Genomic DNA, 13845 nt, shown 5'->3' on the forward strand with positions numbered 1-13845 from the left:
GGCTCTTGCCTTGATCGGCCGAAACGAGCGTCCCTGACCCAATCAGCGCCCCTCGCGACGATGCTGTGGTGGCCAGATGGTGGCCACCGACGGCTCGGTCCTTCCCTGGGGGAAGAGCACGCCCGACGGCTCTTGAACGGCGAACCATGCTGGGCGCTGAGACGAACCGTCCTCTGCGCAGCCCCGTCCCCGCCACTTGCGCGACCCTGTGCACGACGACAAGGGCGCGGTCGTGCGACACCGCGTGTCTGCTGCTGAGGGCTAGGAGGTGCAGCGACTGGGGAGGCGTGGCCACCACTCTCTGGTGGCCACATCGCCAACGCCCTACAGACGACCGTGATGTCGAGATCATCGTGGCGGGTTGGGTTGATGATCGACTTGACCGGCTTGCGGACTCGGGTGATCGGGCCTGCCACTTCGGGCAAGGACAACGCAGAGGGTGAACATGACGAGGGTGAATGGTCCCCAGCCAAAGCGTTCCCAGGGGCTGGACGAGGCGAAGTTCATCAACGCGCCCAGGCCTAGAAGGCCCACCAGCACCCAGGTTCCCACCCGGACGAGACCCTCCGGGAGGGGAGCGAGGGCACGCCCTCCTCTGGCCAGAACAAGCAGCGTTGCGAAGAGCCACACGAAAGCGGAGAAGCCGGTCACGAGCCGGAGCGCGTCGGGGAGTTGTCCGGGGTTCTTGCCTCCCAGGGCAGCAGCGCCGAACGGCGCACCGAACGTGAGGGCGGCTTGGAATGCCGTCACGATCAGTAGGCCGGTCGCCAGCACGACAGCCACTCGGCGCCGTGCGGCTTGGTCGTTGGTACGTTGTGCCGTCGTCCTGGTGTGCATGGTGGTTGCCTCGCAGCCGCTGGGAAGTGGGTCGGAAACAGGCACGGTGACAGGGTCGGGTGCGCCGTAGAAGTGCGGATCCCGCCCGGCTCAGTGTGTGCTTCCTGGCGGCGAGCTGAGGCCCCACTGGCCTGCCAGCGGGGCCCCAAGTGCTTATGCCGCGAGGACTGCCTGTTCGGCGGGTCGGAGGGTCCGCACGCCTCGGATCAGGAGGTAGAAGAGCATCGAGCCCTCGGCCACCGAGAAAAGGGTGACCAGCACGGGGTTGACGGCATCGGCGAGCTCGGGGGTGAGGAACTGCAGCAGCACGTCGAGCAGGTAGCCGGCGGAGGCCACCATCAGCAGCCGGGCCAGCAGTCGCGGGAACATCCCGGAGCGGATGGCGAGGAGCCCGAGCGGGAACAGCCACAGGCCGAAGAAGATCTGGGCGACGAGGTATCCAAAGTGCTGCAGGTCGAGCAGCAGCAGAACGAGGGCCTCCGATCCCTGGACGCCGAACGCGGCGGCGTACGCGGGGTCGGTGGCGACCAGGAGCGCCCCGAGCTGGTGGATCATGTTGAGGCAGATGATGGCGACCGCGATGACGACGAAGATGACCATCGCGCGGGCCACGTTCTTGCCCGCGTGGTGCAGCAGTCGGTAGAGCGTCATCACGACGAACACGAGGAATGTCGCCTGCACGAGGTCGGCGACGAAGCTGTGGTTGACCAGCGAGGCTTTGGCCACAACGTTGTCCGCCGAGGCCGCGGCGTCTCCTGGCACGTAGACCTGTGCGCGGACGATGTGGGCGAAGGCGCCTAGGACGGCGACGATCAGGTAGTACATTCCTGCGGTGCGGGCGAGGCGCTTCTGGGAATCCATGACGTGCTCCTTTGTCTGGGTGTGCTGTCCGAGTGATCAAGAAAGTTCGTCATCGGCGGGGGACGGTCGCCTTACCGTGGCGAGCCTGAGGACCAGGGAGGGGACATACCCGAACTTCGTGTGAACGACGGCGTTCATCACCGGTGCCGTGTCACCGTGCTGTGAAATGTTCGACGGTGTGCCTGCGGTGTGCGCCATGGCGGGTCCTTCGTGGTCGATGCGTGCCTTGGTGCCCCAGGATGTGCGCGGGGGGCCTGTCGAGTTCGACGCTACGAACTGCCGTTCCGCGCCACGATGGGGCAGGCAGCACGACCTGGGGGGTCAGCACTCGTGCGCAGGCGGGTGACCCCCATGACGCCGTACCTGTGGCTACAGTCGTGGGCATGGTGCTGCGCGTCGTCTTCGCCGACGACAACTTCCTGGTCCGGGAAGGGGTGTCCGGCCTGCTGGCAGAGGCTGAGGGCGTGGAAGTCGTGGCTGCCGTGGGTGACGCGCCCAGCCTGCTACGGGCCGTAGAGATGCATTCCCCTGATGTGGTGCTTACCGACATACGGATGCCGCCCACCAACACCAAGGAAGGCATCGACGCGGCCAAGCAGATCCGTGCCCGGCACCCGGGCACCGGTGTTGTCGTCCTGTCGCAGTACGTCGAGGAGGACTACGCCTTCGAGCTCCTTGCCGAGGGCGTGGCCGGTATGGGATACCTGCTGAAAGAACGGGTGTCGGACCTGGACGAGGTGGCGCGCGCCCTTCATCAGGTGGCCGGCGGAGGGTCCGTTCTGGACCCGCTGGTGGTGGAGGCGCTCCTGGCGCGTCGAGCCGCTGACGCCCCGCTCCTGGGTCTGACCGACCGGGAGCGAGAGGTCCTCGAGCAGATGGCCACCGGTCGCAACAACGCGGCCATCGCCCAGACCTTGTTCATGAGCGACCGTGCCGTGGAAAAGCACATCGGGGCCGTCTTCCAGAAGCTCGGGCTCGTGGAGGAGCGCGCGGTCAACCGGAGGGTCAGCGCGGTACTGGCCTACCTCGAGGCGCGCGGCACGCGCCGTTGAGCCCACTGGCGTCAGCCCCCGCGGCGAGTGGGGGACAGCCGCACTTGCGGGTTCGGGCCGCCCCCTGCCCATCGGGGGCGCAGAGGAGCACACTGCCTTATGAGTGCCCGCCGTGTGCTGTCGCGAGTGCATCGCCGCTGGAGCGGGCGATTGGCTGTCATGGTCGCGCTGCTCGGGTTCGTCGTCCTGGTCTACGTCATCATCGTCGTCGTGGTGGGCGGCGTGCTCATCGGCAGCACGGAGTCGCCGTCTGTGCCGCTGTCGGTGCTGGCCACCGTCGTGGTCGCGCTGCTCATAGCGCCCGTGCAGGCGACGCTGCAACGGTGCGTGGCCCGGGTCGGACACCACAGCGCTGCCACACCGTACGACGTGCTGAGCCGGTTCTCCATAGACCTCACCGGGGGCGGCACCACAGACCAGTTGCCCGGTCGCATGGCGAAGCTGCTGACGGAGGGGACCGGTGCGCAGTGGGCACAGGTCTGGCTGGTCGTCGCCGGCCGACTGACTCTGGCCGGCAGTTGGCCGGTCGACGCAGACACCGACCCGCGTCAGCCACCGGTGCCGTTCACGGACCGGGAGGCAGCCGAGGAGGTGGGACGGCGTTCCCTGCCGGTCAGGCACGATGGGCAGCTCCTGGGAGTGCTGAGGCTTCAGGAGCGCCCTGGACTCACCCTCACCGTTGTAGAGCAACGGCTGTTCAACGGACTTGCCGGCCAGGCTGGTCTCGTCCTGCGCCTGGTGGGGCTTCAGGCCCAGCTCGAGGCCCATCACGCCGAGCTGGTGGCTCACGCCGAGGAGCTGCGCGTCTCCAGGCACCGGTTGATCGGCACGCAGGACGCCGAACGACGGCGCCTGGAGCGGGACATGCACGACGGTGCGCAGCAACACCTGGTTGCCCTGGCCGTGCACCTGCGCCTCGCCCAGGCCGTCGCGGGGAGCTCCCCGCAGCGCGCGGCGCAGCTGCTGGTCTCGCAGGCGGACGCGGCTCTGGAGGCGATCGCGACGCTCACCTCGTTGTCCCGCGGCATCTACCCACGGTTGCTGACAGAGGCTGGCTTGCTGGCCGCGCTGCGGTCCGCGCTGGCCGCCAGCGCCACGCCCGTCACCGTGCACGGCCCCCAGCTGGGACGCCTGCCGGCGCCGGTGGAGGCCGCGTTGTACTTCTGCGCGATGGAGGCGGTCCAGAACGCGACCAAGCACTCCGGCGCCGAGCACGTGACGGTGACGGCACGTCGAGACGACGAGCACCAATGGTCGCTCCTCGTCGTCGACGACGGCGTGGGATTCGACAGCGAGCTGCTCCTCGCCACCGCGGCGTCGGGGGGCCTGCTCAACATGGCGGACCGGCTCGGCGCGGTGGGTGGAACGGTCGAAGTCCTCTCCCGTCCGGGTGGTGGCGGGACCAGCGTCACGGCACGAGTGCCATGTGAGGAGTGCTCAGGCGTGGCACCCACCGCGCCCGTCCGGCACCGGGCGGTGTCGACGTGAGGGTCCGGTTGGCCTGGGCGTTCGTCGGCATAGCCGTTGTGGCGATCATCCTCGACACGATGTTCACGGCGGCCCACCGGTCGCTGCTGAGCGAGGCCACCTGGGCCGACCACGGCTGGCCGTTGACCCCGTTGGCCAGCCTGGGGTGCGCGTTGATGGGGGCGCTCATCGTGTCGCGGCACCCCGGACAGCGGGTCGGGTGGCTGCTGTGCGCCGCCAGTCTGCTCTCGGTGACCCTGGCCGGTGAGGCGTACAGCATCTGGGTCCTCGACGGGGAAGGTCCCGGCAGCCCGTACTGGGCGCACAGGATCGCGTGGGCGGCGCCGCTGCTGGGCTGGCCCGCGTTCGTGGCGCTGATCATGGTGTTCCTGATCGTTCCCGATGGTCATCTGTTGTCGCCGCGGTGGCGCTGGGCCGTCGGAGCCACGGTCGCGGGGCTGGTGCTGCACACCCTGGGGTCACTGATGAGCCCGCCAGCCGACGTCGTCTACGGGGAGCAGTACAAGGGGAGCAGCACAGCGACCGTCCTGCTCACCGTCGGCTACCTGCTGGTCGCTGCCGGTCTCATCGCCTCCGCCGTGTCCTTGCTGGTCAGGCTGCGGGGCGCGCGGGACGACGCGCGACGGCAGCTGCTGTGGATAGCCTCTTCTGCCACGTTCCTGGCCGTCGGCGTCGTGGTCATCCTCGTGGTGCCACAGGTGCAGGGTGTGGAAGGGACCTGGCTCGCGGGGTTGCCGCTGCGGCTCGCTCAGGTGGCGGTCCCGGTCTGTGTCGCCGTCGCCGTCCTGCGGCACCGGCTGCTGGAGATCGACCTCATCATCAACAGGGCCATCGTCCTGGCCCTGGCGGCCGCGGTGGTGGGTGTCGGATATGTGCTCGTCGTGGTGCTGACGGGGTCGGTCGTGAGCGGGGGTACCGACAGCTTCTGGCTTTCTCTGCTGGCGACCGCGCTGGTGGCCACGGCGTTCCAGCCGCTGCGCAGCAGGGTGCTTCGGGCCGCTGACCGGTTGGCCTTCGGGGCCGCTGCCGCCCCGTACGAGGCACTGGCGAGCTTCAGTCTCCGCCTCGGCGAGCGCCCTGACCCGGCGGGGCTGCTCCCCGCCATGGCCCAGGCCACCGCAGAGGCCGTCAACGCCCACCACGCTGTCGTGCGACTGGACGTGGAGCACGGGCAGGACCAGTCCGCGCGGTGGCCTCAGCACTGTCCCGACAACTGGGGCGGCTCGACCACCGAGGTGCCCATCGTGCACGGCGGGTTGCCGCTGGGAAGTGTGACGGTCGCGATGGCACCCGGACACCCGCTGCGGGCGCGTGAGCATCGGCTGGTGGTCGACCTGGCCGAGCAGGCCGGGCTGGCCTTTCGCAACGCGCGGCTCACGGCCGAACTCTTCGGGCAGGTGGACCAGCTCCGCCAGCGCACCGATGAACTGGCGCTGTCCCGCATGCGACTCATCGACGCCGGTGACGCCGAGAGAAGCCGGCTGGAGCGGGCGATCGCCGGTCAGGTCATCCCCCACCTGGCCACCATGCCAGAACGGTTACGCCGGCTGGCCCGTTCCGCCAGGACGGAGGACCCACCGCTGGGTCCGGCACAGCTGGAGCCGCTGCTGAACGCCTCGACGAGTGCTCTCGAGGCCCTGCGTGAGATCACGCGCGGCGTGTTCCCGGCTCAGCTGGCCCGGTCAGGACTTTCTGCGGCGCTCCGCTCTCTCCTGGCCCGCGAGGGCACCTCGGGCCAGCTGCTCGTGGCTGATGAGGACGCCGGTCGACGTGTCGACGCACGTGCGGAAGCAGCCGCATACTTCTGCGTGGCCGAGCTGGCCCGCGAACTGGCCAAGCCGGTCGTCGTCCGTCTCGGGGTGCGCCACGGCGAGCTGTCGGTCGAGGTGTCGGGGGAGAACCGCCTCCCTGAGCTCGACCTCCGTCATATGAGGGATCGGGTCGATGCGGCCGGCGGTTCCATCGCCCTGACCGCGTCGGAAAGCCGCGCAGTGGTCAAGGTCTCCCTTCCTGCGACCGAGAGGGTGGCCGCCGGGTTGCCCCTGGCGCGTCGATCACCTGGTGGGTGAGTCACCCTGACAGCTGGGCCCACGTCCGGGCCAGGACGTCGGGTGCGAAGGCCGACTTGGTCACGTAGGCGCTCGCCCCCGACTCGACCAGGAATCGCTCGCCTGTTTCCTCGTCATACGTCGACAGCAGCACCACCGCGGGCGGTACGTCCCCGCCACACAGTCGGCGCGCCACCTCCACGCCGTCGATATCAGGCAGGTTCACATCCAGGAGCACCAGATCCACGCCCACCGTCGTGGTCAGTCGCAGGCACTCCTCGCCCGTGGCGGCCTGCCCCACCACCGTGAAACCGGCCGTCTCTCCGACCACGGCCGCGAGGGCGGACATGTACCTCGGCTGGTCATCGACCAGCAACACGCGGACGTCCACGAGGGAGCCACCTCCTGGGACAATTCTGCGCTTCAACCGCCGGAGAGTGTAGGGGGCGGGCCGCACGGTCCAGGTGCTTGACCCCTCGACCTATGGGATGTGCATCCCCCCCGGTCTGCTGCTGCCTCTCAGACCCCATGAGGAACTGACGGGGGCCCCGGCACAACGACGACCGCGAGCGCTGCTAGGCCCCTGCCACCGCCCTCGGGCTCCCTGGACCCCACTCCGGACCGGTGAGATGGCACGAACCCGGGATCATCCCGGATACGACCAACCCCCGCCGCTGCAACGCTCAGGAGACACCGACGAACCGAGGAGACGACGATGGGATCGGCATCAGACGTGACGATCAGGGTTCGGCAGGGTGCCGTGGCGCCCCTTGGGACGAGCCTGGTCGGGACCTACGCAGGCGGGGAGGCCTGGACGACCGGGGCGGGCTCGTTGGAGGTTCGCGACCCCGGCAGACTGGACGAAGTGGTGGGCGTGGTGTCGACGGCGACCGTGGACGACGTCGATGTCGTCGTAGATATCGCTCGTCGGGCGCAAGCCGGTTGGCGCGCACGACCGGTGGAAGAACGCGCCGCGCTCCTGACCCGTGCCGCCGATGACCTCCAGGGCGCGCACGAAGAGCTCGCGGTCGTGCTCACCCGGGAGAACGGCACGGTTCTACGAACACGCGCCGAGAGCTGCTGGGTGCGTCGGGGGTGCTGCGTACCGCGTCCCGGTGGGGGCAGGATCTGCTCGGAGCCGGCTCCGTCTTCGAGGACTCGTGGGGGTGGGTCCGTGTCGAGCGTCGCCCCCTGGGGGTCGTCGCCTGCATCGTCCCGTGGAACGCACCGGTCGTGCTGGCCGCGCAGAAGATCGGACCGGCGCTGGTCGCGGGCAACGCGGTCATCGTCAAGCCCTCGCCATTCGCTCCGCTCGCCGTCTCCCTGGCGCTGACACGGATCGCGAGCCTCCTCCCACCCGGGGTCCTCAACGTCGTCCACGGCGACTCCGACGTCGGGGCCGCCCTTGTCGCGAACCGCGAGGTCCACAAGGTCTCGTTCACCGGGGGCGGCCCCGCCGCAAAGCTGATCATGAAGTCTGCGGCCGATACGCTCACCAGGATCCACTTCGAGCTCGGCGGCAACGACCCGGCCATCGTCCTCGATGACGCCGACCTCGAGCGCACCGCGGACCAGATCTCGGCCCAGGCCTTCCAGAGGGCCGGTCAGGTCTGCTACGCCATCAAGCGGGTCTATCTGCCGCGTGCCCTCGTACCCGACTTCAGTGAGGCGATGCTGGACCGGGTGGGTAGCATCGCGGTCGGCCACGGACTGGACCCGGAGGCCACGATGGGGCCGGTGAACAACCGCCCGCAGCTCGACCGGATCCGAGCGATCCACTTCCGCCTGGCCGAGGCCGGCGCAGACGTCCGCACGACCGGCCGGGTCCTGAGCCCGGACCGCTGGGACGAGGGCTACTACCTGCGGCCCGCCGTCGTCGTGGACGCGGACCCGAGGGACCCGCTCGTCCTGGAGGAGCAGTTCGGTCCGATCCTTCCCATCGTCGGTTACGACACCGAGGAGCAGGCCATCGAGATGGCGAACGCCACCGAGTACGGCCTCGGATCGTCCGTGTGGGGCTCCGACCCCGAACGCGCCGAGTCTGTCGCCTCGCGGATGGAGGCTGGGCTGGCCTTCGTCAACCACCACACCGCCCTCTCCCCGCTCGGTCAGAAGCACGTTCCGTTCGGTGGGATCAAGCAGAGCGGGATCGGCTGGGAAAACTCGCCGTCCGGCCTGGGTGAGTACCTCGAGTTCCGCAGCCTCCTCATCCCCGGGCCCGAGGCTGTGCGGTGATCACCACGGTGCAGGTGGCCCAGTCCCGATCGGCCACAGACTGTGGTCGTGGTGGGCCGCTCCGGCCTCCAGTACAGCGACCATGCCGGTCTCGACGTCGGTCTGCCGCGCGCCCCTCGGCGGGGTCATCCGTCAGCGTAGGTAAGAAGTGGCTCTCCGCACGTCCCTGGCCAAGGGAGTCCTGGCGCGGTGTGCATCGGCAGGTTCACCGAGGAATGCCAGGGCGGCGTAGGCGATTCCGGCTGCGGGGTCGCCTGCGAGCTGCAGGCTCCTGGCCTGCTGGTAGGGGCATCCGGCCGAGAAACTCGAGAAGCTGCTCCCGTTCCGCGGTCAACAGGGGCCGAACATCCACCACCGGTGCCGCAAGAAGATCCATGGACACAGTCTGACCGGTCGACCGGAGTGGAGTCCATCAGAGTGGTGTACGACGACCACGGTGGTGAGCGTGTCCTGCTGATGTAGGCGCGGTCACCGCGTGATCCTTCGAGTGAACCTTCCACAGCACTCTCGAACGGAGCATCACGATGACCGCTTCTCCCAGTATCGACCCTGAGGTCTTCCTGCACGAGCAGCTCGCGCAGGCGAGCCCGGACCTGATGCGGCACCTGCTGCAGTCCTTCATCAACACGCTGCTCTCGGGGCAGGCCGACGCGGTCTGCGGCGCCGACTACGGCGACCGCAGCGCCGAGCGGACCAACCGGCGTAACGGGTACCGGCACCGCGACCTGGACACCCGGGTCGGCACGCTGGACGTGGCGATCCCCAAGCTGCGCGAAGGTTCGTTCTTCCCCGACTGGTTGCTCGAGCGGCGCAAGCGTGCCGAGGCGGCCCTGACCACGGTCGTGGCGACCTGCTACCTGCTCGGGGTCTCCACGCGCCGCATGGACAAGCTGGTGACGGCGCTGGGCATCACCGGCCTGTCCAAGTCGCAGGTGTCGGTGATGGCGGCCGAGCTGGACGAGCACGTGGAGTCCTTCCGCACCCGGCCCCTGGACGAGGGGCCGTACACGTTCGTGGCCGTCGACGCCCTGGTGCTCAAGGTCCGCGAGGGCGGGCGCGTGGTCAAGGTGTCCGCGCTGGTGGCCACCGGCGTGAACGCCGAGGGCTACCGGGAGATCCTGGGCATCCAGGTCGCCACCGGGGAGACCACGGCCTCCTGGCTGGCGTTCTTCCGCGACCTGGTGGCCCGCGGGCTGACCGCGGCCGGTCCGGTGGGCCTGGTCACCTCCGACGCCCACGCCGGCCTAGTGGAGGCCATCGGCGCGACCCTGCCCGGGACCGCGTGGCAGCGGTGCCGCACGCACTACGCGGCCAACCTCATGGCCGCCACGCCCAAGTCGTCCTGGCCCTGGGTCAAGGCGCTGCTGCACTCGGTGTACGACCAGCCCGACGCGCCAGCGGTGCAGGCCCAGTTCGACCGGGTGCTGGAGACGCTGGCCGGCAAGCTGCCCGCGGTCGCCGAGCACCTCGAGGACGCCCGGGCCGACATCCTGGCCTTCGCCGCCTTCCCCAAGGAGGTGTGGCGCCAGATCTGGTCCAACAACCCCCAGGAGCGCCTCAACCGCGAGATCCGCCGCCGGACCGACGTCGTGGGCATCTTCCCCCACCGTGAGGCCATCATCCGCCTCGTCGGCGCCGTCCTGGCCGAGCAGCACGACGCCTGGGCCGAGCAACGCCGCTACATCGGCATCGACGTCCTCACCCGCTGCCGCCACGCCCTGGCCCCCACCACCACCGGACAGGAGGAAACCGCTGCTACGGTCCCCGCACTGACGGCCTGATCAACCCCACCGAGGGATCACCGTCGTATACCACTCCACCGGACTTGACCTCGACCGGCCGGCGCACGCTCATGCCGCGGTCGTGGCGTTGCGTCTTCCGTGTCGATTCACGAGCGGGTGGCTGGGTGGATGACGGCGCGACTCTTCGGTTCTTCGGTACGGTTCACGCCATGGACGACGCTCGGGACTGCACCGAGCGGCGTCGAGAACCGGCGAAATGGCGTTCGACGGCTCTGGTGGCCATCGTTCTGTGTCTACCCGGTGTCTACCTGCTGGGGCGCGGACTGTTGACGGCCTTGCCGATCGTCTACGGCGGGTCGGAGGAAGAGGCCGCGAGGCGGGCCCTTGGTCTCGTCCTGTTGCCCGTCGGGTGCGCGCTGCTCGCCCTCCTCGGAATCATCCTCGCCCTCGCGGGGGGTCGCCCCATCGGGGACGTCATTGTGGTCGCGGCAGTGGTTACCGCCTTTCTGGGCCTGGGGATGAGTTGGAGTCTGTACGCATATTTCGCCGGGCTGCCGCTGGCGGCCTTTGCGATCGGCGGGACGGCTGCAGCGGTGCACGAGTGGAGGGGGGTCCAAACGCCACTCGCCCTCAAACACGTGACAGGGCTATACGCCTGCGAGTCATACTTGAGTTGCAGGCGTACCGACGTACTCCTTTGCCGCTGGCCGGGCTGAGTTGAACACGGCGCCTCCACGTCGCTGGCTAGAGTGCTCAGGTGGCTGTGCTCTTCGACTACTTCGCCGCGTCAAGTGACGCCGAGGCCGCGCTGGCGGTCCACCGCCCGGGGGGTCCTGGACAGCCGGCGGAGTCAGCGCCGGCAAAGCGTACAGGGATCTTCTCTCGTCGGCAGCGCGTCGACGATCACGGACATCAGCCGACTTTTCAAACTGTCGCGGACACCGGCATCGACCCTGTAGTCAAGGGCGGAACTCTCGAGGAGTTGTTAACCGGGAGGCCGTATGCGGAGATTGCGCAAGACGCACGCTCTGGCCATGCCCTCGCTGTTCGCCATGACGGTGAACGACTGGTTCTCACCTTGACGGACGGATTGGTAGATGCGCTAGCAAAGGCAACACGGGAGCGACTCGGTGCTATAGCGGTTCCGTGGTCAGGGACCGAGGAGTTCATGGGTGCCGGAGATCCCGAACAGCTCGAGTCACTCCTGCTGGACCTGTCCGCTCTGGCACGAGACGCGCGGGCACGGGGAGGCTCCGTCTACTGCTGGGTGTCGGTCTGACGACGCACTACTTTGCCGCTGTTGCATGCCGGCGTCCGAGTACCGGTGAGTGCGGTCCGGGGGCAGCTGCGTCTCGTTATCTCGTGCTCCACGCGATCGAGCCAGTCGTGTACGAGGGTGTTGAAGGCCTCCGGTCGCTCGATCTGCGCGTTGTGTCCCGCAGCGTCGAGCACGGCAAAGGTGGCTCGAGGGTAGTGCTCGATGAGGTCCCACACGTCGAGGTAGCCGGTAGACGAGTCTTGGCGACCAGTGACGATGACCGTGGGCCAATCGAACGGCGGACCACTCTCCGGATCGCGGGTCAACGCCCACCGAGTGCGGATGCGCTCCAGCGCCGTCGCGTCTGCGCACATGAGGCCCGCTACGACTTCACGCTGCGTGCGGTCGAAAGTCTCCTGGGTCTGCACCACTGCAATCTCCGCGAAGGGTGCGTCGGGCGCGAGGTCAATCTCCGAAACCAGCACCTGATGCTCGGGCACCCTGCGGTCTGCGTTCTCAACTGCGGAGCCCATGGGGCAGATCAGCACCATTCCCCGTACCTGGTAAGCCCGATGCGCCGCGAGAGCGCGAGCGACATAGCCACCGTAGGACTCGCCAAGGAGGAGGAACGGCTCACTACCGATGTGCTCGTCGATGAACGCTTCCACGCTTTGGAGCACGTCGTCCGACGAGTCAACGCCCACAGCTTCAGATTGCCCCATCCCGGGAAGGTCGGGATATAGCCGGCGGTACGACCCTTCACGGGCCGCGAAGACGGGCTCGCAACAGCCCACCATCAGGCGGTGGTCAGGACTCCACCCGTGGATCGCCAAGACGGACAGACCATCCCGAGGACCCTCTTCAACGAAGTTCAGACTTGGGCGCGCGCGCGACTTCATGCCGCCTTGTCTAGCAGTGAGCACCGACTCGGCCTTCATCCAGCGCAGGCGCTGTCAGGTCATCCGACTTTGCCGCAGACCGATGGCGAGCGTAGTGTCCGAACATGCCGCATCCGGTGCGCTTGGGCGGCGTTGTGGATCCTCAGTTAGTCGTGAGGGACCTGACGTAGGCGCCGAAGCCTGGGACGGTGAACTGGAGCATTCCGTGGGCGGGTGCGTCCAGGATGCCCTTGTCGAGCAGTGACTGTCGGGCCATGGACAGGGCAGTCGTGTGTACACGAATCTCTTCGGCGATGGCGCCGCGTGGGACGGGGCCTTCGGGGTGGTTGGCCATGGCGGTGAGGATGTCGCGTTCGCGGGCGGTGGCTTTGGCCCAGCGGGTGCGGTACAGCTCGGTCAGGTCGACCTCGACACGTTCCTGGGCGGCGTTGACGTCGTCGAGGGTGAGTTGGCCGCCGGCGTCGGGGTTGCCGGCGGCGTGCCATGCCTCGTCCCCGTAGACCTGGACGAAGTAGGGATACCCCTGGGCGCGTTCGACGACGGCTGTCAGGGCGTCGGTGGCCCAGGAGACTCCTAGGGCCGCGCTGGGCGCGGTCAGAGCCTCGCGGGTCTCGTGCGGTTCGAGATCGCGCATCGGACGGTACTGGAAGCGCTCGGCGTGAGTGACGGCGCGGGTGACGACATCAGGGGTGTGGGACAGACCAGCGGCCAGGAGCGCAGCCGGAACGGGGCTGTCGGAGGCCTGCAGCTCCTGCCAGGCGTAGGCGATCGTGCGCAGGGAGTCGGGGTCGGCTGCCTGGAGCTCGTCGATGAGCACGAGGATTCCCTTGTGGTCGGCGTCCGATCGCGCGGCCTGGGCGGTGTGGGCGATGAGCCCACGGAACGCGCGCGTGGCTTCGGGTGCTGGGCGTTGCCCACCCGTGAGTTCGAGGTGACCGACCCCGGGGACACCGGCCGAGACCTTGACCTGGCTGACCCGCTCGGTCAGCACGTCGCCGTGTCCCCAGGCACGGGTGAGCTGGTGAACCTCATCGGCGATCACCGCTGTCAGGATGCCGTTGCCGGCCGTCACGAACACCGACGCCAGGCCGAGGTCGTGCGCCGTACGTTGGGCACGCCGCAGCAGGCTGGTCTTTCCCACACCACGCGGACCGACGTCCACGCGCACCCGACCGGCGAAGCGCCCCTCGAGGGCGACCCGACCCAGCAGGCCTGTGATGTCGGTGAGCTGCGTCTCCCGCCCGGGGATCTCGCGAGCGGTCACACCTGGCGTGTAGGGACTGGGCTGCACGATCGCTCCTCCGCGCTCAGAAGATACGCCCTTATAGATTCCCTCAACTATAAGTCTTGATCAGGCTGACCGTCGGGAAGCGCGAGGATCGGGGTTCGCCCAGACGCACCGGCCCGTGGGCACAGGCATACCTG

The 13845-nt window shown here is 68.6% G+C and carries 11 protein-coding genes and 1 pseudogene; 7 read left to right on the plus strand and 5 right to left on the minus strand.

Going from position 1 to position 13845, the window contains the following annotated elements:
- Nucleotides 1-348: 348 nt before the first annotated feature.
- Both ACWHYA_RS07285 and ACWHYA_RS07290 read right to left on the minus strand, forming a co-directional pair.
- Nucleotides 349-882: a hypothetical protein gene (locus ACWHYA_RS07285; protein ID WP_425941867.1), complete on the minus strand. Its 534-nt coding sequence runs from the start codon at nucleotides 880-882 to the stop codon at nucleotides 349-351.
- 108 nt (nucleotides 883-990) lie between these two features.
- Nucleotides 991-1698 (minus strand): DUF4386 domain-containing protein, encoded by a 708-nt coding sequence (locus ACWHYA_RS07290; RefSeq protein ID WP_425941865.1) that lies wholly within the window; start codon nucleotides 1696-1698, stop codon nucleotides 991-993.
- Nucleotides 1699-2081: 383 nt separating this feature from the next.
- On the opposite strand from ACWHYA_RS07290, the gene ACWHYA_RS07295 reads away from it, so the two are divergent.
- From ACWHYA_RS07295 to ACWHYA_RS07305, 3 genes are all read left to right on the plus strand, one after another.
- Entirely contained in the window at nucleotides 2082-2750 is a 669-nt protein-coding gene (locus ACWHYA_RS07295; RefSeq protein ID WP_425941863.1) for a response regulator, read from the plus strand.
- A gap of 159 nt (nucleotides 2751-2909) precedes the next feature.
- Complete coding sequence (locus ACWHYA_RS07300) at nucleotides 2910-4238, plus strand: GAF domain-containing sensor histidine kinase (RefSeq protein WP_425942508.1); 1329 nt, start codon at nucleotides 2910-2912, stop codon at nucleotides 4236-4238.
- A complete protein-coding gene (locus tag ACWHYA_RS07305; protein ID WP_425941861.1) occupies nucleotides 4235-6307 on the plus strand; it encodes a hypothetical protein in 2073 nt (690 codons plus the stop codon). Before ACWHYA_RS07300 ends, ACWHYA_RS07305 begins: the two co-directional genes overlap by 4 nt.
- A 1-nt stretch (nucleotide 6308) precedes the next feature.
- Here the strand turns inward: ACWHYA_RS07305 and ACWHYA_RS07310 are convergent, their stop codons facing one another.
- Nucleotides 6309-6677, minus strand: coding sequence for a response regulator (locus ACWHYA_RS07310; RefSeq protein ID WP_425941859.1), 369 nt, complete (start codon nucleotides 6675-6677; stop codon nucleotides 6309-6311).
- Between the two features lie 324 nt (nucleotides 6678-7001).
- On the opposite strand from ACWHYA_RS07310, the pseudogene ACWHYA_RS07315 reads away from it, so the two are divergent.
- From ACWHYA_RS07315 to ACWHYA_RS07330, 4 genes and pseudogenes are all read left to right on the plus strand, one after another.
- A pseudogene (locus ACWHYA_RS07315) lies at nucleotides 7002-8521 on the plus strand (aldehyde dehydrogenase family protein).
- Nucleotides 8522-9045: 524 nt separating this feature from the next.
- Entirely contained in the window at nucleotides 9046-10302 is a 1257-nt protein-coding gene (locus ACWHYA_RS07320) for an IS256 family transposase (RefSeq protein ID WP_425941857.1), read from the plus strand.
- Between the two features lie 170 nt (nucleotides 10303-10472).
- The gene (locus tag ACWHYA_RS07325) at nucleotides 10473-10979 is read left to right on the plus strand and encodes a hypothetical protein (protein WP_425943304.1); all 507 of its coding nucleotides are present in this window, start codon (nucleotides 10473-10475) and stop codon (nucleotides 10977-10979) included.
- A 41-nt stretch (nucleotides 10980-11020) separates the two neighbouring features.
- Nucleotides 11021-11542: a hypothetical protein gene (locus ACWHYA_RS07330; RefSeq protein ID WP_425943303.1), complete on the plus strand. Its 522-nt coding sequence runs from the start codon at nucleotides 11021-11023 to the stop codon at nucleotides 11540-11542.
- Here the strand turns inward: ACWHYA_RS07330 and ACWHYA_RS07335 are convergent.
- Together ACWHYA_RS07335 and ACWHYA_RS07340 are read right to left on the minus strand one after the other, a co-directional pair.
- On the minus strand, nucleotides 11521-12420 hold the full coding sequence (locus ACWHYA_RS07335) for an alpha/beta fold hydrolase (protein WP_425943302.1): 900 nt from the start codon (nucleotides 12418-12420) through the stop codon (nucleotides 11521-11523). The two genes, ACWHYA_RS07330 and ACWHYA_RS07335, sit on opposite strands and share 22 nt — an antisense overlap.
- A gap of 142 nt (nucleotides 12421-12562) precedes the next feature.
- On the minus strand, nucleotides 12563-13684 hold the full coding sequence (locus ACWHYA_RS07340; protein WP_425943301.1) for an ATP-binding protein: 1122 nt from the start codon (nucleotides 13682-13684) through the stop codon (nucleotides 12563-12565).
- Nucleotides 13685-13845: the final 161 nt, after the last annotated feature.

This window comes from Ornithinimicrobium carbonis, from assembly GCF_977012275.1.

Excerpts from the sequence above, each read along its gene's own strand:
- ACWHYA_RS07290 (WP_425941865.1), bottom strand. The coding sequence starts at position 1,698 with ATGGATTCCCAGAAGCGCCTCGCCCGCACCGCAGGAATGTACTACCTG.
- ACWHYA_RS07295 (WP_425941863.1), top strand. The coding sequence starts at position 2,082 with ATGGTGCTGCGCGTCGTCTTCGCCGACGACAACTTCCTGGTCCGGGAA.
- ACWHYA_RS07335 (WP_425943302.1), bottom strand. The coding sequence starts at position 12,420 with ATGAAGTCGCGCGCGCGCCCAAGTCTGAACTTCGTTGAAGAGGGTCCT.
- ACWHYA_RS07325 (WP_425943304.1), top strand. The coding sequence starts at position 10,473 with ATGGACGACGCTCGGGACTGCACCGAGCGGCGTCGAGAACCGGCGAAA.
- ACWHYA_RS07300 (WP_425942508.1), top strand. The coding sequence starts at position 2,910 with ATGGTCGCGCTGCTCGGGTTCGTCGTCCTGGTCTACGTCATCATCGTC.
- ACWHYA_RS07320 (WP_425941857.1), top strand. The coding sequence starts at position 9,046 with ATGACCGCTTCTCCCAGTATCGACCCTGAGGTCTTCCTGCACGAGCAG.